Annotated in this window: 17 protein-coding genes; 13 read left to right on the top strand and 4 right to left on the bottom strand. The window is 34.4% G+C overall.

What is annotated here, in order from left to right; translation table 11 throughout:
- The first annotated feature begins 461 nt into the window (after window positions 1-461).
- The 13 genes from QQZ16_RS02560 to QQZ16_RS02500 all read left to right on the top strand — a co-directional run bounded on the left by QQZ16_RS02560 (window position 462) and on the right by QQZ16_RS02500 (window position 16,638).
- Window positions 462-2,075 (top strand): peptide ABC transporter substrate-binding protein, encoded by a 1,614-nt coding sequence (locus tag QQZ16_RS02560; RefSeq protein WP_031538213.1) that lies wholly within the window; start codon window positions 462-464, stop codon window positions 2,073-2,075.
- A 248-nt stretch (window positions 2,076-2,323) separates the two neighbouring features.
- The gene (locus QQZ16_RS02555) at window positions 2,324-3,259 is read left to right on the top strand and encodes an ABC transporter permease (RefSeq protein ID WP_235251667.1); all 936 of its coding nucleotides are present in this window, start codon (window positions 2,324-2,326) and stop codon (window positions 3,257-3,259) included.
- A gap of 2 nt (window positions 3,260-3,261) precedes the next feature.
- Window positions 3,262-4,179: an ABC transporter permease gene (locus QQZ16_RS02550; protein WP_031538215.1), complete on the top strand. Its 918-nt coding sequence runs from the start codon at window positions 3,262-3,264 to the stop codon at window positions 4,177-4,179.
- A gap of 12 nt (window positions 4,180-4,191) precedes the next feature.
- A complete protein-coding gene (locus tag QQZ16_RS02545) occupies window positions 4,192-5,259 on the top strand; it encodes an ABC transporter ATP-binding protein (protein ID WP_031538216.1) in 1,068 nt (355 codons plus the stop codon).
- Window positions 5,260-6,195 (top strand): ABC transporter ATP-binding protein, encoded by a 936-nt coding sequence (locus tag QQZ16_RS02540; RefSeq protein WP_031538217.1) that lies wholly within the window; start codon window positions 5,260-5,262, stop codon window positions 6,193-6,195. It abuts the gene before it with no gap.
- Between the two features lie 167 nt (window positions 6,196-6,362).
- Window positions 6,363-7,586, top strand: a complete 1,224-nt coding sequence (locus tag QQZ16_RS02535; protein WP_035416518.1) for a putative glycoside hydrolase — start codon at window positions 6,363-6,365, stop codon at window positions 7,584-7,586.
- Window positions 7,587-7,589: 3 nt separating this feature from the next.
- The gene (locus tag QQZ16_RS02530) at window positions 7,590-8,165 is read left to right on the top strand and encodes a GNAT family N-acetyltransferase (protein ID WP_031538219.1); all 576 of its coding nucleotides are present in this window, start codon (window positions 7,590-7,592) and stop codon (window positions 8,163-8,165) included.
- Window positions 8,166-8,682: 517 nt separating this feature from the next.
- Window positions 8,683-9,078, top strand: coding sequence for a transcriptional regulator SpxA (gene spxA, locus QQZ16_RS02525; RefSeq protein ID WP_031538220.1), 396 nt, complete (start codon window positions 8,683-8,685; stop codon window positions 9,076-9,078).
- Window positions 9,079-9,635: 557 nt separating this feature from the next.
- Window positions 9,636-10,298, top strand: coding sequence for an adaptor protein MecA (mecA, locus tag QQZ16_RS02520; protein ID WP_031539974.1), 663 nt, complete (start codon window positions 9,636-9,638; stop codon window positions 10,296-10,298).
- Between the two features lie 614 nt (window positions 10,299-10,912).
- Window positions 10,913-12,430: a cardiolipin synthase gene (cls, locus tag QQZ16_RS02515; RefSeq protein WP_031539975.1), complete on the top strand. Its 1,518-nt coding sequence runs from the start codon at window positions 10,913-10,915 to the stop codon at window positions 12,428-12,430.
- 147 nt (window positions 12,431-12,577) lie between these two features.
- Window positions 12,578-13,762 (top strand): competence protein CoiA, encoded by a 1,185-nt coding sequence (locus QQZ16_RS02510; RefSeq protein ID WP_284561064.1) that lies wholly within the window; start codon window positions 12,578-12,580, stop codon window positions 13,760-13,762.
- Between the two features lie 165 nt (window positions 13,763-13,927).
- Window positions 13,928-15,751, top strand: a complete 1,824-nt coding sequence (gene pepF, locus QQZ16_RS02505) for an oligoendopeptidase F (protein WP_031539978.1) — start codon at window positions 13,928-13,930, stop codon at window positions 15,749-15,751.
- Between the two features lie 437 nt (window positions 15,752-16,188).
- Window positions 16,189-16,638 carry a DUF305 domain-containing protein gene (locus tag QQZ16_RS02500; protein ID WP_031539979.1) on the top strand — a complete coding sequence of 150 codons (450 nt, stop codon included), beginning with the start codon at window positions 16,189-16,191 and terminating at the stop codon, window positions 16,636-16,638.
- Between the two features lie 480 nt (window positions 16,639-17,118).
- Here QQZ16_RS02500 and QQZ16_RS02495 read toward each other — a convergent pair whose 3' ends face one another.
- The 4 genes from QQZ16_RS02495 to QQZ16_RS02480 all read right to left on the bottom strand — a co-directional run bounded on the left by QQZ16_RS02495 (window position 17,119) and on the right by QQZ16_RS02480 (window position 20,073).
- On the bottom strand, window positions 17,119-17,991 hold the full coding sequence (locus tag QQZ16_RS02495) for a ClpXP adapter SpxH family protein (RefSeq protein ID WP_031539983.1): 873 nt from the start codon (window positions 17,989-17,991) through the stop codon (window positions 17,119-17,121).
- Window positions 17,991-18,398 (bottom strand): globin domain-containing protein, encoded by a 408-nt coding sequence (locus QQZ16_RS02490; protein ID WP_031539984.1) that lies wholly within the window; start codon window positions 18,396-18,398, stop codon window positions 17,991-17,993. The genes QQZ16_RS02495 and QQZ16_RS02490 overlap by 1 nt, the downstream gene beginning before the upstream one ends.
- 105 nt (window positions 18,399-18,503) lie before the next feature.
- On the bottom strand, window positions 18,504-19,133 hold the full coding sequence (locus QQZ16_RS02485; RefSeq protein ID WP_031539986.1) for a lytic transglycosylase domain-containing protein: 630 nt from the start codon (window positions 19,131-19,133) through the stop codon (window positions 18,504-18,506).
- A 352-nt stretch (window positions 19,134-19,485) separates the two neighbouring features.
- Complete coding sequence (locus tag QQZ16_RS02480; protein WP_284561063.1) at window positions 19,486-20,073, bottom strand: CYTH domain-containing protein; 588 nt, start codon at window positions 20,071-20,073, stop codon at window positions 19,486-19,488.
- Window positions 20,074-20,430 lie beyond the last annotated feature (357 nt).

Genomic DNA, 20,430 nt, shown 5'->3' with positions numbered 1-20,430 from the left:
GAAAGATAAATGATTCGTCTAAAGGTAAATGAGGAAGATGAGAACGGTTAAATGAATTCTATGAATTAAAAAAATTTAGATAAATTTATATTAATATAATTATTCTGTAGATTTGTATATTTCTGATTTGTTTTTATTCTACAAAATTCTACATAGTTCTTGCGTAAAAAATATTCCAATTATATAATTGTGATTACGAATGGATTAGGTAGTTGTATTTTCAGACTTTTTAAAACACATAAGAATACATATAAGGTTGAACTAGCGAAATAGTTATTTCGAAATAATAATATTGAACGCTATGTATGGGGGTTTGCATTTAATCGTTTTTAATACATCAATAGTCGTTTATTATAATTAACAGACTATTTAGGAAATGATTGCTTGTGTATTCTAAGGTTTAGAATGGGAAAGCTATTTTCGAAGTTCCATTTGAGGAAAATTATTTAGGGGGTAATTACATGAGAAAAAGAATGCTTGTACTAATGAGCTTAGTGCTTGTGCTAAGTGCATTTCTTGCTGCATGTGGTAATGACAATGGTGGAAGTGATAAATCATCACAGAACTTGCGCTTGAACATCGTTTCAGAGCCACCAACATTACATCCAGCACTAGCAACAGATTCAACGTCTGGTGGAGTGTTAATTCAAACGTTTGAAGGTTTAACTCGTATTGATAAAGATGGAGTGCCTCAGCCTGCAATGGCCGAAGATATTCAAGTTTCAGACGATCAATTAAACTATACATTCAAAATTCGTGAAGATGCAACATGGACAAACGGTGATCCAGTAACAGCAGCAGATTTTGAATATGCTTGGAAATGGGCTATTGATCCTCAAAACCAATCACAATATGCCTATCAATTATATGCCATAAAAGGTGCTGAAGCAGCTAATAATGGAGAAGGTAAACTTGATGATGTTGCTATTAAAGCAGTGGATGAAAAAACTTTAGAAGTAACTTTAGTAAATCCAACACCATACTTCTTACAATTACTAGCTTTCTATACTTATTTCCCAGTGAATAAAAATGTAGCAGAAGCAAATCCAGATTGGTATAAAGATGCTGGCGATGATTATGTTACAAACGGTCCTTTCAAAATGACAGAGTGGAATCATAGTGAGTCTATTCTTTTAGAAAAAAATGAAGATTATTGGGATGCTGACTCGGTTAAATTAGAGACAGTGGAAATGTCAATGGTAGAAGATCCAACAACGGAATTAAGCATGTTTGATAACGATGAGTTAGATTGGGCTGGTTTACCATTTGGTTCATTACCTACAGATGCTATTAAGGCATTAAAAGACAATGGGGACCTAAATATTAAAGCAATAGCAGGAACGTATTGGTATAAATTCAATACGGAAGAAAAACCATTTAATAACGAAAATATTCGTAAAGCATTAACATATGCAATTGATCGTCAAGCGATTGTTGAGCAAATTACACAAGGTGGACAAATCCCAGCCATGGCAGTTGTTCCTCCAACAATGTTTTCTGAAAACGAAAAAGGCTACTTTAAAGATAATGATATCGAAGCAGCGAAAGCGGCTCTTGAAAAAGGTTTGAAAGAGGAAGGCTATGATAGTGTAGAAGACTTACCAAAAATTACATTATCTTATAATACAAGTGAAGCACATGCTAAAATTGCGCAAGCAGTTCAAGATATGTGGAAACAAAACCTTGGTATTAATGTCGAATTAGACAACGAAGAATGGCAAGTTTACTTAGAAAAAATTGATTCTGGTGACTATCAGATTGGGCGTATGTCATGGTCTGGTGACTACAATGATGCATTTAACTTCCTAGAATTGTATCGTGATGCAGACGGCGGAAACAATGATACTGGTTGGGAAAATCCAGAATACAAAAAACTTCTTATTGCTTCACAAAAGGAAACAGATGAAGCGAAGCGTAAACAATTATTACAAGATGCAGAAGCTATTTTAATGAATGAACTTCCAATTGCACCTGTATATTTTTATACAAACACTTGGGTACAAAAAGAGAATCTGAAGGATGTAGTAATTTCAGGTTTAGGGGAAGCTCAGTTGAAATGGGCGCATTTTGAATAATAAAAGGAATTACTTTGTTCCGCAATCATGTTAGAAGGATTTCAAATTCTAATTGCATATAGAAATTGTTAAAAAATATTATTAAATTGTTTGTGTAATTAGGACAAGAAAACCATTCATGAACTACAAGATCAAAGAGATAAAAGAGGCTGTCTTATTTAACGAGTGATACACTAGGAAGCTCGTTCCCTAAGACATCCTCTTCCTTTCTAATTGGCGTTGTTTTAGAAAAAAATGGAGGTAAAACCATGATAAAGTACTTGACAAAACGTTTGCTGTTTATGGCGCTGTCCTTATGGTTAATCATTACAGCAACGTTTTTCTTCATGAGGATGGCACCGGGTAACCCATTTACATCGGAAAAGAAAATGCCACCTGCAATCGAAGCAAATTTAAATGCCCATTATGGTCTTGATCAACCTTGGTATGCTCAATATGGAGATTATTTGCTAAGAGTTGTTCAATGGGATTTTGGTCCATCTTTTAAATATAAGAGTCAGACTGTTAATCAATTAATCAATGAGGGCTTCCCCGTTTCCTTAGTATTGGGAGTCGAAGCCATTTTCATTGCTTTAGCAATTGGAGTAACATTGGGTGTAATTGCTGCATTAAGACATAATAAATGGCAAGATTATTTGGCAATGATCGTTGCTGTATTAGGAATCTCCGTACCTTCCTTTATAATGGCTGCTTTTTTACAATATATTTTTGCGATGAAGCTAGGTATTTTCCCTGTAGCAAGATGGGGAACATTTATGCAAAGTGTCCTGCCGGCAATAGCGTTAGCAGCTGGTCCAACAGCATTTATTGCCCGTTTAACTAGATCTTCCATGCTAGAAGTATTAAGCAATGATTATATTAAAACAGCAAAAGCTAAAGGAATTAGCGGCTTTAATATTACCGTAAAGCATGCAATCCGTAATGCGATTCTACCAGTTGTTTCCTACATGGGACCATTATCAGCTGGGATCGTTACAGGAAGTTTTGTTATTGAAAAAATCTTTGGTATCCCGGGACTAGGATCACAGTTTGTAAAAAGTATAAACAATCGTGATTATACAGCTATTATGGGAGTTACTGTTTTCTATAGTATTATCCTGTTAGTATCTGTTCTTCTTGTCGATATATTGTACGGATTAATAGATCCTCGAATTAAATTATCGGGCGGGAAGAAAGGAGAGTAAAGATGCAAGAAATTTCGAAAGATAAATTTGAAATAGTAGGAAATAGCAGCGTTGAATCAGAGAAGATTTCAAAAGCAAGTCTGTCTTTTTGGAAAGATGTATTTACTCGTTTTAAGAAAAATAAACTTGCAGTATTTGGACTTGTACTATTAATTCTTTTAATCGTCATGGCATTTGTTGGACCATTCCTTACGCCATACAATTACTATGAAAATGATCTAACAAAAACAAATCAACCACCAAGTGCAGAGCATTATTTTGGAACAGATGAATTGGGTCGAGATATGTTCGAACGTATTTGGTATGGGGCAAAGATATCCCTCTTCATTGGGATTGCTGCTGCATTAATCGACTTAGTGATTGGGGTAATCTGGGGCGGAATTGCAGGTTATAAAGGTGGTAAGGTTGATGAAGTGATGATGCGTATAGCAGACGTATTATATGGAATTCCTTACCTATTACTTGTAATCCTTCTAATGGTTGTGCTTGGACAAGGAATTTGGACGATGATTTTAGCGATGAGTATTACAGGTTGGATTAATATGGCTCGTATGGTCCGAGGACAAGTATTATCTTTAAAGAGTCAAGAATATATACTTGCCTCTAGAACATTAGGAGCAGGAGTATCAAGAATAATGGGCAAGCATTTAATTCCTAATGCAATGGGACCTATTCTTGTAACTTTAACACTAACTGTGCCAAACGCTATTTTTACAGAAGCGTTTTTAAGCTATCTTGGATTAGGGTTAACGCCTCCATTAGCTAGCTGGGGAACAATGGCTAATGATGGAATCGGAGCGATGCAATATTACCCATGGCGATTATTCTTCCCGGCAATGTTTATTTGTTTAACAATCTTTGCATTTAATGTTATAGGTGACGGAATCCGAGATGCTCTTGATCCAAGACTACGTAAGTAAGGAGTGAGATAAATGGAAAAATTATTAGAAGTAAAGGATTTACAAGTCTCATTCCATACGTATGGAGGAGAAGTGCAGGCAGTTCGTGGAGTATCCTTTGACTTATATAAAGGAGAAACATTGGCAATTGTTGGTGAATCCGGATCAGGTAAGAGTGTTACTTCTCAAACATTAATGAAATTAATTCCTATGCCTCCAGGTCATATTAAAGGCGGACAAATTTTATTTAACGGAGAAGATATTGTTCAAAAAACGGATAAAGAGATGGAAAGCATCCGTGGAAAAGAAATGAGTATGATTTTCCAAGATCCAATGACATCCTTGAATCCGACAATGAGAATTGGAACGCAAATTATGGAAGTGCTGATTAAACATCAGCAAATGAATAAAGAAAAGGCGAAAAAGAAAGCAATAGAACTTTTAAGCTTAGTTGGAATAGCAAAACCCGAAAAAAGAGTGGACCAATATCCACATGAATTTTCAGGCGGAATGAGACAGCGTGCGATGATTGCCATTGCTTTAGCTGCCAATCCACATTTGCTAATTGCCGATGAACCAACAACAGCATTAGATGTTACCATTCAAGCGCAAATTTTAGACTTAATGAACGATTTGCAAGACAAAATGGATACAAGCATTATTTTCATTACCCATGACTTAGGGGTTGTTGCAAATGTGGCAGATCGTGTAGCTGTTATGTATGCAGGCCAAATTGTAGAGATGGGTACTGTAGATGAAATTTTTTATGATCCAAGACATCCCTATACTTGGGGACTTCTTGCGTCTATGCCAAGCTTAGATAATGATAACGAAGATGAGCTTGCAGCAATACCAGGGACACCGCCAGATTTAACAAACCCGCCAGTTGGAGATGCGTTTGCAGCTAGAAATCCATATGCATTAGCTATTGATTTCGAACAGGAACCACCATTATATCAAGTTTCAGAAACACATTTTGTAAAGTCATGGCTCTTACATCCAAATGCACCAGCAGTAGAACCACCTGCTTCTGTTAAAGAGAGAATGAGAAAGCTACCCTCTAACTTTGAAACACCAGTATTAGTAAAGGGGGAGAAATAAGTGGCTGAGAAGTTATTAGAAATTAAAAATCTTAAGCAATATTTTAATGTGGGCACTCCTAACTTAGTAAAAGCAGTGGATGATATAACCTTTGATATTTTCAAAGGAGAAACGCTTGGACTAGTAGGAGAATCAGGCTGCGGGAAATCTACGACTGGGAGAACAATCATTCGTCTATACGATGCAACCGGTGGTCAAGTTCTATTTAATGGAGAAGACGTGCATGGAAGAAAATCAAGAGCAGATTTAAAGAAATTTAATCGTAAAATGCAAATGATCTTCCAAGATCCATATGCTTCATTAAATCCACGAATGACTGTTGCAGATATTATTGCAGAAGGCATTGATATTCACGGATTAGCGAAGAACAGAAGTGAAAGAATGGAAAAGGTATACGATTTGCTTCATACAGTTGGATTAAATAAGGAGCATGCTAATCGTTATCCCCATGAATTCTCAGGTGGGCAGCGACAAAGAATCGGAATTGCTCGTGCTTTAGCTGTAGATCCTGATTTTATCATAGCTGATGAACCGATTTCTGCATTAGATGTTTCCATTCAAGCCCAAGTTGTTAATTTGATGAAGAAACTTCAAAAGGAAAAGGGATTAACGTATTTATTTATTGCCCATGATTTATCGATGGTTAAGTATATAAGTGACCGTATTGGAGTAATGTATTTTGGAAAATTAGTGGAGATTGCTTCAGCAGATGAGCTATATAATAATCCGATTCATCCATATACACAGTCCTTACTATCAGCAATTCCTCTTCCAGATCCAGAAACAGAGCGCACAAGAAAAAGAACTGTTTATGATCCTGCGATTCATCAATATCAAGATGGGGAAGAACTTAAAATGCGAGAAGTAAAGCCAGGTCATTTTGTTTATTGCTCTGAAAGTGAATATAAGAAATATAAAACGCAAGTAGCTAAATAATGATTTTAAAAAAGGCGACAATCTCAGAGATAATGAGGTGTCGCCTTTTTATACTAGCACGGTGGCAAAAGAGAAAAAACAGTAATAGCCTAAGTTTGTTTGAGTTGTTACAATAAAAGGAATACATAATTTATACCAAGATAGTGGATAATGGATACTGTACATAGATGGGAGTTATCGCCGTGAATAAAAAACTAATATCCTTCGGGTTAACTATATCTTTATTATTCCCTAATGTCGCTTTGGCTAAAGGGGAGAAGGTCATTCCTAAACAACCAGTAAAACAAATGGAAGTTATGATAAAACAATTGCCAGCTACTTTACCAAGATTGAAAACCAATTCCTTTACTTTTTCATACCCAGATGCGGTAAGAGGTATATATGTAAATGCCCACTCAATTGGTGGGAGCAAGTGGAACCAATTAATCAATTTAGTAAAAAATACGGATTTAAATGCAATGGTAATTGATTATAAAGAAGACCATGGAAATTTGACCTTTATGCCGGAAGAAAGCTCTCCTTATCAGAAAATTGGGAGTGATTCTATAAAGAACATGAAAGCATTATTGGAGCAGCTTGAAAAAGAGAAAATTTATCCGATTGCACGCATTGTTGTTTTTAAAGATTCAGTGCTGGCAAAGGAAAAACCAGAATGGTCTTTTGTTCAAGGGGAAAAGGTTTGGACAAATGGAAGGGGAGAAGCTTTTGTGAACCCCTTTGAAAAAAAGGTCTGGGAATATAATGTCAATCTAGCATTGGAAGCGGCGAAAATGGGCTTCCAAGAGATACAGTTTGATTATGTTCGTTTTCCAGAAGGATTTGAAAATAAGGCAGATAAATTAACCTATACGAAGGGTGATTATGAGAAATTAAATGTAACAGAAGGGGAAAAAAGAGTAGAAGCTGTTACAGATTTTGTTGAATATGCGAAAGGAAAACTCGAACCATATGATGTAAAGGTTTCTGTTGATATATTTGGATACACAGCAACCTTAGATCAAGCACCAGGTATTGGGCAAAACTTTTCAAAAATAAGTAAACATGTTGATGTTATTTCATCGATGATTTATCCAAGCCATTGGTCTTCCTATTTTGGCATTGAAAAACCAGACCTCCATCCTTATGAACTTGTGAGCGAGTATATAAAAGTCGAAAAGCAAAAGTTAAATCAACTTGACAAACCGCCAATTTCAAGACCATGGCTCCAAGACTTCACAGCGACATGGCTTGGTAAAGATAATTATCAAGTATATGGACAAGAGGAGATTCAAAAGCAGATACAAGCCTTAAATGATCAAGGGGTTTCTGAGTTTTTATTATGGAATGCTGGAAATAATTATACAAAAAATGTTAACTATATACCGAATAACAAAGAAGAAAAAGGAGATTAATAAATGCATTGGTACGATAAACTTAATGAATATTTTCCTGTTGAAGAAATGAAATCGCAAGAACATATGGAAGCTTTGCTTAAGGATTTTCCAGAGTATTATCATAAGGATGAAGACAAATATCATGTGTTGATGTATGTGGAAGCGGAGGACTTTATTTTTATAGATTATTTATTTGTTTCTAATGAAGCCAGAGGGCAAGGTCTTGGACATCAATTAGTTGAGAAGCTAAAAAAGAAGGGGAAACCAATTATATTAGAAGTGGAACCTATAAATTATAAGGATAGTGATACAAAAAAGAGATTGAAATTTTATCAGCGTGAAGGATTTAAACATGCAAAAACGATTGGTTATAGACGGTTGTCATTAGCAACTAGAGAAGTAAATGCGATGGAAATTCTCTATTGGGCTCCAAATAATGAAGGAGAAGATGTCGTTTATCAGGCATTGGTAAAGACATATAATAAAATTCATACATATAAGGATGTCCATTTTTACGGGGAAGCTTATGAACCAGTTGAAAAAGTAGTGCAATTGAACGATGAGGAAGAACAAAAAAACATTTTTGACGAAATTTAATTAGCTTGCAAAGATAAAATCCCCTTGAGGAAGATAGGTTGAGGATGAACGATCTGTAAAGGTCGTATTTTCATTAAAACATTTTAATTGAGAATAGAAATAGGTTTAATGAAAAGAAATAAGGGGTATTAAAAAATAAGGTCATTTTTAAAACAAATATCCTAACAGATACCGTAAATTTTTGAAACTTTTTTTGTTTTCAAACGTCTATAATGATAAGCAACAAAATAAGAGAGGAATTCGTACAAGTATAACGAGTTTTTCTTACATAAAGGAGGAGAACACCAACAAACATTGCAAAGAATAGAAGCTTATAAACAGAAAAAAATCATACTTGTGGATAATTTTTTCAAAACATATACCATAAAGCAAATAATTAGTGTATAATAATTAATATAAATTACTTGATTGAATTAATTATAATTTAAGAATTTTCGAAAAAAGAATTCAAGTTATTTATAATTATAATGAATGTAGTTAATTACATGTCTAAATAAAGGGAGCGTGAATTTGTAAAATGGTAACATTATACACTTCACCAAGTTGTACATCCTGCAGAAAAGCAAAAGCATGGTTAGAGGAACATGAAATTGCTTATAAAGAAAGAAATATTTTCTCAGAGCCTCTTTCAATTGACGAGATAAAAGAAATTCTTCGCATGACAGAAGATGGAACCGATGAGATTATTTCAACAAGAAGCAAAACTTTTCAAAAACTAAATGTGAATTTAGAAACAATGCCGCTACAAGATTTATTTGGCATTATTCAAAATAATCCAGGGCTATTAAGACGCCCAATTATAATTGATGAAAAAAGGCTGCAGGTTGGGTATAACGAAGATGAAATTCGTCGATTCTTACCAAGAAAAGTTCGTACTTTCCAATTAAGAGAAGCTCAACGATTAGTTAACTAATTATAAGCAAGTATAAAAAGATCTGACTTTATAGGATGTGATTTTATCATCCTTTGGTCAGATTTTTATTTTTTATTTGGGAAATAGGCTCAATCCTATTAATAGGAAGAGAAGCGACGAACGAATGCTTTGTAAAAGTTTCAATGATTAGCTTAAACTGAAAATCAATATGTTTGGATAAAACGGATAGTTATTTGCTTTTTCTTTTTAGTTTGAAATAATTTCTATGAGGTAATACTACTAAATATAACGAAACAGGAATAAGGTATTAAAAAGAAATAAAACCTGAGGCTGAATGAAGCTGTGCTTATTTTAGAAAATTGAGAATTGTGAATGTTTTTTGAATGGGTATTTAATGGTTTTTTTCGATCCCAAGATATTTTAATTCCATTTATACAGCTTTTGTCATAAAATATAAGGTACAAGGTACAAGGTACAAGGTACAATACAAGGAAAATATAAATTTTTATTTCAGAACGATTTATTGTAAGGAATAAAACAAATCTGTATGGGGGTCTCTTGTCCCTTCCATCATAGTCTGAAGGGAGTGTTAGCGTATGGAAATTGAAAGAATTAATGATCATACAGTAAAGTTTTATATTTCGTATATTGATATAGAAGAACGTGGTTTTAAGCGTGAGGAGATTTGGTATAATCGGGAACGTAGTGAAGAACTATTTTGGGAAATGATGGATGAAGTGCATCAAGAAGAAGACTTCATGTTTGATGGACCATTATGGATTCAGGTTCAGGCATTAGAAAAAGGGTTGGAAATTCTCGTTACAAAAGCACAGCTTTCAAAAGATGGACAGAAGTTTGAAATTTCTATCCCTGAGGATAAGTTGAAGGATTTACCAGTAGATGAAAGATTTGAAGACTTGATGGATCAACACTTTACCATTAAAGATGGGGAAGAAGAATACGATGACAGTCTTGAATTTATACTAACATTTAAAGATTTTGAGGACATCATCTCCTTATCCAAACTACAGGGACTAGAAGGAATTGATACCAAACTTTATACCTATAATGATAAATACTACTTATTTGTACAGTTCCTTGACGAAGAAATACCAGAAGAGGAAGTAGAAAATGCATTAAGCATTTTATTAGAATATGCTCAAGAAGATTCCAAAATGACAATTCATGTTCTCCAAGAATACGGAAAAATAATTATTGAGAACGAAGTATTTATGGAGTTAAGAAAATACTTTCATTAAATAATAGGGATACAACAATAATATTTCGAAGTGAAGAAGAAACTCCACAATGTTCGGTTAGTGCCTTGCATTGTGGAGTTTTTTTGTATTTAGGCTAAAGAAACTCGGCGAAGGCATGTATAATTGTCATTCCTTTTGAATAGATATAGACACCTTTATTAAATAGAAAATTAGCCTTATTTTTTCGAGGGCACTGAAAAAGTCTAGTTCTCCAAATAAAATGAGGTTTTATTTATTTGAAAGCGAATAATAAGTTGGTTTGGAGAGGCGTCCGCTCGACTCCTACGGGAGATGCGAGAAAGTCCGAGACCCTGCAGGAGCGTGAGCTGTGAAGCGGCTCGGCGCTCGCCCCGGTGAGTCGTGCGGTAAGCCTCGGAAAACAAAAACCTACACTAAGTTAGAAAGGTTTGGTAACTACCGATTCACCAGGTAATTCACTTTTTCAGTGGCCTCATTTTTTCAAGGAGTTGTGGGTTCATTAGTGTTCTTTTCAAAAGAGCAATTTAGCAGCTTTTAAAGCGAGTATTAAATTGACATTGTGGGTAAATATAAGGGAATAATAATGAATAGAGCTAAGCTTAATGTAAGTAAATGGGAGAATGGCGGTGTTTGCTATGAATCATACTGCTAGGTTAGGATTATTTTTTGTTGTTGCAGCTCTTTTTGTTTATGTGTTTAATTTATTTTTTTCTATTCGGGGAGGAATTTACGGGCAGTTAAGTTTAGTAATAAGTTTATCAGTGATTTTTATTGGATTTGTTATATTTTTTGAAAATAGACACCCAACACAAACACTAACATGGTTAATTGTTTTAGGAAGTTTTCCGATTATTGGTTTTGTCTTTTATTTATTCTTTGGCAGGAACTATCAGAAGGAAAGAGTTTATCGAAAAAAATACTTTTTGGATAAAGAAGCATTTCTTAAGATTGAGCAAGATATTGGTTCTAAATCAGAAGAGAAAAGAAAGATTCTAGACGGACATCAACGCAATTTATTTCACCTAGCTGAGAAGCTTGGAAATAGTCCAATCTCCTTTGGTACCTCAACACAGGTGTTAACAGATGGTGAGGAAACATTTTCTACTATTTTAGATGAACTGAAGCGAGCGAAACACCATATTCACATGGAATATTATATAGTAAGAGATGATGCAATCGGTTCTCAGATTAAGGACATATTAGTTGAAAAAGCAATGGCTGGGGTACAAGTTAGATTTTTATATGATGCAGTTGGATCTTGGAAGCTTTCTAAAAGGTTTTGCCTAGAAATGAAAGAGGCTGGCATTGAAGTAATTGCATTTGGGCCTGTTAAAATGCCTTTTTTTAATAGCAAATTTAATTTTAGAAATCATCGTAAAATTATTATTGTGGATGGAAATGTGGGCTTTGTTGGTGGGCTGAATATTGGGGATGAGTATTTAGGGAGAAATCCTTCAATTGGATATTGGAGAGACACTCATTTACTTGTGAAAGGTAATGCAGTAAGATCTTTGCAATTAATTTTTCTCCAAGATTGGTTCTACATGACTAGTCATAGTTTTTTAACAGAGGAATACTTAACACCTGTTTCTGAGGAAAATTCACATGGTGGAGTACAATTAATAGCCGGTGGTCCTGACAATGAATGGAGTGTTATTAAAAGTATATTTTTCAGTATGATTACGACTGCGAAAGTATCGATTTGGATTGCCACTCCATATTTTATTCCAGATGAGGACATTTTTTCTGCAATTAAAATAGCATCTCTAAGTGGAGTGGATGTTCGCATACTTGTACCTAGTAAACCAGATAAACGAATCGTTTTCCATGCTTCTCGTTCCTATTTTCCAGAATTATTAGAGTCAGGCGTAAGGATTTTTGAATACAATCGAGGATTTATGCATAGCAAAATTATTATTGTGGATGGAGAAATTGCCTCCATTGGGACTTGTAATATGGATATGAGGAGCTTTCATTTAAATTTTGAAGTAAGTGCTTTTTTATATAAAACAAGGAGTATAGAAAAACTAGTAAAAGATTATAAGGAAGACATCAAACACTCACTTGAATTAGAAGTGGCGAGCTTTAATAAAAGGCATTATGGGTATAGGATGCTTGAATCCACTTCTAGATTATTGTCGCCATTGTTATAAAGCAAGCCTTGCAACAGGGAAAACTATCTTTCTTGGACAAAGATAGTTTTTTTTTGCATTTTTTACATGAAAATTAATATTCTTGAAGGATTCGGAAGGACAAAAAAGAATAAGTATAGGAAAGAAATCAAAGGGAGGGATTTGTATTTGTTTACTGCCATGACCGAAAAAGGAAGCATTATTAATTTATTTACTATGAGAGACAAGGAAGAACTAAAAGCATGGAAAAATATTCCGACATATTGTCCAGAATGTAAAGGACGTGTCATTTTGAAGATGGGGACAAAAAAGATTACTCATTTTGCCCATGAAAGGAAAGACTGCTGTTCAGGTAACGGAGAGGCTGAGTCTTCCTACCATTTGCAAGGGAAGCTTCAATTATATCAAAAATTACTTCAAGTAAATCTTCAGCCAGAATTGGAACCATATTATCCAGAAATAAAGCAACGGGGAGATATCAGCTTTATCTTGCATCATAAAAAGTATGTAATTGAATTTCAGTGTGCTGTCATTTCTCCTCAATTAGTAAAAAAGCGTACAGATGGCTATCGAAAAATAAATATTCAGCCCATATGGATTATTGGCTTTAATCAAATAAAAAAATGGAATCCAATCAAATTGAAACTTACTGCTTTTATTTTTCAATTTCTCACTTTCTATCAGAGCCAGTATCTTCTACCAATATATTGCCCATTTAATAAGGTCTTTTATTTGCTTCACAATCCCATTCCAATCTCCGTCTCTCAAACTTTTATCTCTACTTCTTCCTATCCCTTAGTGAAATTAGAGAAAAGTCTCCCGAAAATTCCAAGCATGAATATCCATTATTCCTATTGGCGTGAGCTACTAAACCGCCAAAAAACAAAAGATTTACATTATCCTACTAAGACGAATGATCATTTTTTAAAAGAACTCTATGCCGGTGAATTACATCCTCATTTTTTACCACCCTTTATCGGAATCCCTGTGAAAGAAGGTTTCCTCTTTGAAACACCACCACTATTCTGGCAAGCATATATTTTTCTCGATAGCTTTTGTCTTAATGATGAAAAGAAAATTTATCCACTTCAAAAAGTTTATGATTTTTTTCAAAAAAGAATAAAGGCAGGACATATTAAAATAAGAGAGTTTCCTTTTCTAGAAAACATAGAATGGAAAACCGTCGTTAAGCATTATTTACAAATGCTTGTGAGTATCCAAGTTTTGGAAGAAGTAAAACCCAATTTCTTTCGACTTCTTCATCAGAAAAAAATAAATAATTATGAGAGACAAACACAAGAAGAAGTACTGTTTTATCAGCGATTAAAAAATATGATGATAAGCAATAAATGATAATGAAAAAGGAGAAATTACATATGATAATAGTATTGGTCAAATGCTTATAATCGGAATTAAACCGGAATTTTGTTACAATAAAGAAGGAATTAGTTTATAAAAAGAGAACTATGTACTATGGTTTATTTTCGAATTACGAAGGATAAGAGTGGAGGATTTAGTATGTCAACAGAAACAAGTGTTAAGAAATTACCATTACGCAATGAAATTCCAGTTGAGGACACTTGGAAATTAGAGGATATTTTTGCGACTGATGAAGAATGGGATAAAGAATTTGAAGAAGTAAAGAATTTATCACAAAAGGCAACAGAATATCAAGGCAAGCTGGCAGATAGCGCAGATGTTCTTTATGAAGCTTTGCAGTATCAAGACGAGCTTTTATCAAGGCTCGGAAAATTATATACATATGCACATATGCGGTATGACCAAGATACAACGAACAGTTACTATCAAGGGGTAGATGGCCGTATTAAAAGCTTATATGCCCAAGCTGCAAGTGCTCTTGCATATATGGTTCCAGAATTATTGTCTATTGATGAAAAAGTAATCAATGCTTTTTTAGAAGAAAAAGCAGAATTACAGCTATATAAAAAGGCGTTAGAAGAAGTTAACTTGCAACGTCCACATGTATTAAGTGCAGAACAGGAAGCATTGTTAGCACAAGCATCAGAAGTATTGGATTCTTCAAGCAATACATTTGGAATGCTTAATAACGCTGATTTAGAATTCCCAACCATTAAAGATGAGAATGGAGAAGAAGTAGAGGTTACTCATGGCCGTTATTCACGTTTTTTAGAGAGCGCAGATGAGCGAGTACGTCATGATGCTTTTATGGCCGTTTATGACACCTATGGAAAATTTAAAAATACGTTTGCTTCCACTTTAAGTGGAGAAGTAAAAAATCATACATTCAATGCAAAGATAAGAAATTATAGCTCACCAAGGCATGCTGCACTGGCTGCGAATAATATTCCTGAACAAGTGTATGAAAATTTAGTCGAAACGATAAATAAAAATTTACCATTATTGCATCGCTATGTGAAGCTTCGCAAAAAGGTTCTTGGAGTAGAAAAGCTTCATATGTATGATCTTTATACACCGTTAGTAAAGGATGTAAAGATGGAAATACCTTATGATGAAGCGAAGGAATTAGTAGTGAAAGGTTTGGCACCTCTAGGAGAAGAATATGCTTCAATCTTAAAAGAAGGCTTTGAAAATCGCTGGGTGGATGTCCATGAGAATAAAGGGAAGAGAAGTGGGGCCTATTCTTCAGGCGCATACGGAACAAATCCATATATTTTAATGAACTGGCAGGATAATGTGAATAATTTATTTACATTAGCTCATGAATTTGGCCATTCTGTGCATAGCTACTATACAAGAAAATCACAACCATATCCATATGGGAACTATTCCATCTTTGTCGCTGAAGTTGCTTCTACTTGTAATGAATCCTTGTTAAATGATTATTTGCTTAAAACGATTACGGATAAGCAAAAACGTTTATACTTGCTTAATTATTTCCTAGAAGGATTCAGAGGTACAGTATTCCGTCAAACGATGTTTGCTGAATTTGAACAACTAATTCATGAAAAGGCAAGTAATAATGAGCCATTAACTGCTGATTTATTGACAAAAGAGTACTACGCATTAAATCAGAAGTATTTTGGTGAAGAAGACATCGTAATTGATGAGGAAATTGGATTAGAATGGTCAAGAATACCGCATTTCTATTATAATTTCTATGTGTATCAATATGCGACTGGCTATAGTGCTGCAACGGCCTTAAGTAAACAAATTTTGGAGGAAGGAAAGCCTGCTGTTGAGCGATATATCGATTTTCTCAAGGCTGGAAGCTCCGATTATCCCATTGAGGTTCTTAAAAAAGCTGGGGTAGATATGACAAGCAAAACACCAATTGAAGAGGCTTGTAAGGTATTTGAAGAAAAATTAAATGAAATGGAAAGCTTATTGAATGAACTATAATAGTCTGTAGGATGGAAAAACGGGTAGGAGAGACAGCTCTTTTACTCGTTTTTTTGTTTATTTATTTTGTTTTCTAGAAAATCATTGATTAATAGATAAAAAATTACTTAGAACAAAGGGATAGGGCATGTGAATTTTAGGACTATCTATGTTTCAAAAGGTTTAGTTTAATATTTAATGTAATAAAATTGGCAGACCGTGATATTCTATAAAGTCATCAAAAAGCTAAGGAATAGTTGACTAAAGCAAAATCTGATTATACTTCTATTAGGAAGGAATGGATTTTAGGATATAAGGGTTTCTATGATATGAAATACTCCATAGTATTAGGAGGAGGTTTTGTTTAATTGCAGTTGGGGAAGAGAAATCTCTAAGAAGGGATGTTTGAGAATCGGGGGATTTATTTCTAAAAAAATTAATAGTAAGGGAGTCTTTTTATGAAGCCATATGTAAAGTTTTTTGGAATGGTTTTAACCTCAACAATTGTCATGTTTCTATTTAAATACTTGAGTACTTATAAAATGGACCATATTTTTTTTAGTGAAACAAGAGCGTATATGGCTTTGTTGATGGGAGCGACAATGGCGCTGATTATGCTAGTATTTATGGTTAAAATGTTAAAAAATCGGAAAGTAAATATAATGATTGCGATTGGAAGTGTAGTTGTCTTTTTTCTTTCCCTATACTTGTTGAGGAGCCAAACACTTGTTGACGATGTGGATTATATGGAAGCAATGATTCCCCATCATTCCATTGCCATTTTAACGAGTGAGCGTGCTCAAATAACTGATCCAAGAGTCCGAAGTCTCGCTGATGAAATTATAAGTACGCAAATAGAAGAAATTAATGAAATGAAAAAATTAATAAAAGATTTAAAAGATGAATAATAAATTAAGAAGTATAGATTCCTGTAAATAGAGTTATTAAGCTAAGATATTGTAGGAGATGCTGGCGCATAAAATAATCTAGCCCCTATTTGTCTAATGGATTTTGCATTTCTATACTTTTTCAGTAAATTTGGAGGAGTTGTATTCTCAGAAAGAGCGGACGGGAAATGACGATAATCTTTACAAAAACGTCTTTAATTTTGACGCTTTTGTGAACAAAGTATCGAGTGTATTGCGAAAATTGATTGACCTATGATAGTATATAGTTGTGAAGTTAATCACATACAAACTTATACCCCTTTGTTTGACCGTGAAAAATTTCTCCCATCCCCTTTGTTCGTAAAAAAATAAAAAAGGCCTTGCCTTGAGACAGCAAGTCCTTTTTTATTTTTTTAGGATTCCTTTTTATCTTTCCTATTTTGAAGCAAAATAAAAAAATAGACATGGCATCTGTTGTAGATATGCCATATCCCTTATTTACTAACCGATATATTTCCAAAACACCCCGTATTTAGCAGGTATTTGTTCTACTAGTTGTTGTAATTGCAATTTCTTCATTTCTTTTTCCACTTCTTGTATCGATTTATTATAAACAACAGATAATTCCTTGGACGCAACAAGTTTAAAACACTCTAAAAAGTTTTCGAGTGGTGGTGGCGCTGCTTTTTCTGGTTGAATTTGCAGCATTTCTTCGATGATTTGAACATATATCTCATAAGGATAATAACCTGTGACTTTAATTCCTTCTTCTTCAATATTTTCATTAAAGAAGACTAATGTCGGAATTTCATTTACTTCCATTTCTCTTGTGATTTTTAAATCACATTGAAATGCCTTCGCTGCACTATGTGAATGGATATCAGCTACAAACTCAATTACATCTATTCCCACGCTCTTGGCACAAGATTTAAGTACATCAAATGTGGCAATATTTTTTTTCTCCAAAAATAAAAGCTCTTGTAATTTTCGTAAGAATTTCATTCCCGATTTCCGGCCTTGCAATTCTGCCGCCTTTAGCGCAATGGAAGGTAAATGTGGCGAAATAATAGGATTATCAAACCATAAGGAACCATCACATGACATTCCAGAACGACTAGCTGTTTTTTCCCAAAATTCAGCAATGTTTGCATGCTTGCTTTTCTTACTACAATTTAAAGAAGATAATCTACCACTTAATACATGTTTAAGGGAGAAATATCGTCCATACTCAATTTGTAGTTTTTTCATAATAGGTTCAAGTGCCCAGCATTCAGGACAGAGTGGATCGATAAACATATAGATTTCAAGTGGTTTACTTTCTTGGCAATTATCATCAGCTGTTTTCGGCTTGGATATAGAGAAGTCTTTTTCCATCACGTGTTATCACCTTTTTTAGTTTCGATTTCCTCCGAATTGATCATATGTTTTGCTGTCAGCACGAGTCTTGAAAAAATCCCATCACGCAGTTCGCTATCTAGTTCTACTTCTTCCATGGCCTGATCCATGCAAGCTAACCATGCTTGTGCTCTCTTTTCTGTTATGGGAAAAGGTAGATGTCTCGCTCTAAGCATAGGATGACCATGTTCATTTGAATAAAGGGAAGGACCACCTAAAAATTGTGTAAGAAATTGTTTTTGTTTACGAGCTGTTTCTGTTAAATCCTTTGGGAAGATAGGAGCTAGGTCAGGATGTTGACCAACATGATTGTAGAATATATCTACAAGTTTATTTAATGTGGCTTCACCGATTTGATCATAAGGTGTCGACATTTTCTCGACCATATTTAAAACTCCTTTTTCGTTCTTTTATAACATTACTTTATTATATTGTAACAATCCACATTTCATTGTACAAATAAATAGCTTGTAAATAGATCGAGATAGAAATTATGCCATATATTGCTGTGTGACTTTGTTTACGTAATTCTGGGTTTCTTTGAACGGTGGAATACCACCATACTTATCAACATTAGCAGGCCCTGCATTATATGCAGCTAAAGCAAGTTCAACATCTCCGTTATATTTGTCTAACATTTGCTTTAAATACTTACTTCCGCCCATGATATTATCTATTGGGTTAAATACATTTTGTACACCTAATGATTTTGCAGTACTAGGCATTAGTTGCATTAATCCAGATGCTCCTGCATAGCTCGTAGCGTTTGGATTGAAGTTAGATTCCACTTTAATAACGGAGCTTATTAATTTTTCAGGTAGATTATATTTATCCGCAGCTACTTTAATCATTTCATCGTAATCTGTGGCAGATGACGATGAAGAAGAAAGCTTTGTTAAGTTCATTGGTAGAAGGGATACATTACTAGTCACTCCTACAGGAAGGGAAGAAGTTCCTAGAGTATTGTTTTCAATAGAATTTGTTAAAGTTGATTCGGATGACAACATACTACTCAGAAAGTCTTGGAAAAGGGTGGATGCACTACTATTTGTAGTGTTCATAGAATTTAAACCTTGTAAAGCTTGGAGTTCAAGCATTACTTTAAATTGATCAATTTTCATTGCTTTCCTCCGTTGTTAAAATAAGGACTTTTATACAGTCATGCAAAATTTCGTTTAACAAAATGAAGATGGTTGGGATATAAGTATTGCCGTTAACGATAAGCACGACCATTTTCTGTTTTAGTCTAAAAAAATGTTTTCGTGAAGTCTGCTGTTATTACACGCAGCCTGAATACACTTCGCTCTCCATGGGGAAGGCGCCGAGCCACTTCCATAGGAGTCTACGTGTATTCAGGCTGTTCCATTCCATTTTGCCAACTAATTATAAGCAAAATTTTCAAGATACAATCTTAAAAAACGCAATGGAACCATATATGAAGGTCCATTAAATGGTGTATTAATAAACTAAAAATTATTTTTGTTTGTATTTTTCTTCATAAAATCTGCGTACTTTATTTTTCGTTTTTCTAACGGGAATGTTTAAGCTGGATAATAGTTCTGTGAAATATATTTCTCCTTCTTCCCGATTACTTACTTCATATTCTAACTCATAATCTTCTTTTTTTAAATAAAAACTATGATCTAAAACTAGTAAACCATTTCCAATTGTTTTTTCTGCTCTAATAGTTCGGAGGCTTCCAAAATATAAAATGGAAGCAGGCTCGATGTTCATTTCTACCAATAGATTAGAAATTTTCTCATCGTTTATTTTCCCAGTTGCAAAAATTGCTTCGCTTTCTTCTTTGGAAAGAACTTTATTTGTTTCAAGAAGTCCATCTGGATGAGGCTGTTTTAATGTTAATTCATACCCGTCATTCTTTTTGCGAATTCTTAATGCAGAATGGTTAGCCTTTAAAGCAAAATCGCTAGTATCAAAATAATGATTTTCTTGCTCAAATAAATCGCCTTCTTGAATGTGAAAATGAGTAAGAAGCAATTCATACTCTTTCTTGGTTAACATGTTTTTAAATTCAATTTCAATGTTTTGAGTTTGCGACATAAATAAATCCTTTCTAATGTAATCTTGTCTACTATTATAAGGTGAGATTAGAAAACAAGCTATTGTCAACTTCCATTTTGTTTCCGTTCCATTTTTTTATTCCTTTTGTGTTAAATAAATAGCTACCTAGGCAGTTGCGCTTTTCTATTTGTCTAGCTCCAGGCACCCAGGGGCAGATGGGCTTCGCGTCCGTTCCCTACGATAAGTCAACATCGGCTCACTGTCGCTCACCGTGTTTCCTTTATCTCAGGAAAGGTCGCTCCATCCCACACGCCCCTAAACGGGTACCTTGCGCTTTTCTATTTGTCTAGCTCCAGGCACCCAGGGGCAGATGGGCTTCGCGCCCGTTCCCTACGA

The organism is Bacillus sp. T2.9-1, from assembly GCF_950097965.1.
In the GTDB taxonomy this organism is placed as follows: Bacteria; Bacillota; Bacilli; order Bacillales; family Cytobacillaceae; genus Niallia; species Niallia hominis.
The sequence above is the reverse complement of the archived record's forward strand: the minus strand, read 5'-3'. Positions and strand labels throughout refer to the sequence as shown.

Coding starts and splice junctions, on each gene's coding strand:
- QQZ16_RS02495 (WP_031539983.1), bottom strand. CDS start 17,991: ATGGAAAAAGACTTCTCTATATCCAAGCCGAAAACAGCTGATGATAAT.
- QQZ16_RS02485 (WP_031539986.1), bottom strand. CDS start 19,133: ATGAAAATTGATCAATTTAAAGTAATGCTTGAACTCCAAGCTTTACAA.
- QQZ16_RS02535 (WP_035416518.1), top strand. CDS start 6,363: ATGGGAGTTATCGCCGTGAATAAAAAACTAATATCCTTCGGGTTAACT.
- QQZ16_RS02555 (WP_235251667.1), top strand. CDS start 2,324: ATGATAAAGTACTTGACAAAACGTTTGCTGTTTATGGCGCTGTCCTTA.
- QQZ16_RS02480 (WP_284561063.1), bottom strand. CDS start 20,073: ATGTCGCAAACTCAAAACATTGAAATTGAATTTAAAAACATGTTAACC.
- pepF (WP_031539978.1), top strand. CDS start 13,928: ATGTCAACAGAAACAAGTGTTAAGAAATTACCATTACGCAATGAAATT.
- spxA (WP_031538220.1), top strand. CDS start 8,683: ATGGTAACATTATACACTTCACCAAGTTGTACATCCTGCAGAAAAGCA.
- cls (WP_031539975.1), top strand. CDS start 10,913: ATGAATCATACTGCTAGGTTAGGATTATTTTTTGTTGTTGCAGCTCTT.
- QQZ16_RS02550 (WP_031538215.1), top strand. CDS start 3,262: ATGCAAGAAATTTCGAAAGATAAATTTGAAATAGTAGGAAATAGCAGC.
- QQZ16_RS02490 (WP_031539984.1), bottom strand. CDS start 18,398: ATGGTCGAGAAAATGTCGACACCTTATGATCAAATCGGTGAAGCCACA.
- QQZ16_RS02530 (WP_031538219.1), top strand. CDS start 7,590: ATGCATTGGTACGATAAACTTAATGAATATTTTCCTGTTGAAGAAATG.
- QQZ16_RS02500 (WP_031539979.1), top strand. CDS start 16,189: ATGAAGCCATATGTAAAGTTTTTTGGAATGGTTTTAACCTCAACAATT.
- QQZ16_RS02545 (WP_031538216.1), top strand. CDS start 4,192: ATGGAAAAATTATTAGAAGTAAAGGATTTACAAGTCTCATTCCATACG.
- QQZ16_RS02560 (WP_031538213.1), top strand. CDS start 462: ATGAGAAAAAGAATGCTTGTACTAATGAGCTTAGTGCTTGTGCTAAGT.
- mecA (WP_031539974.1), top strand. CDS start 9,636: ATGGAAATTGAAAGAATTAATGATCATACAGTAAAGTTTTATATTTCG.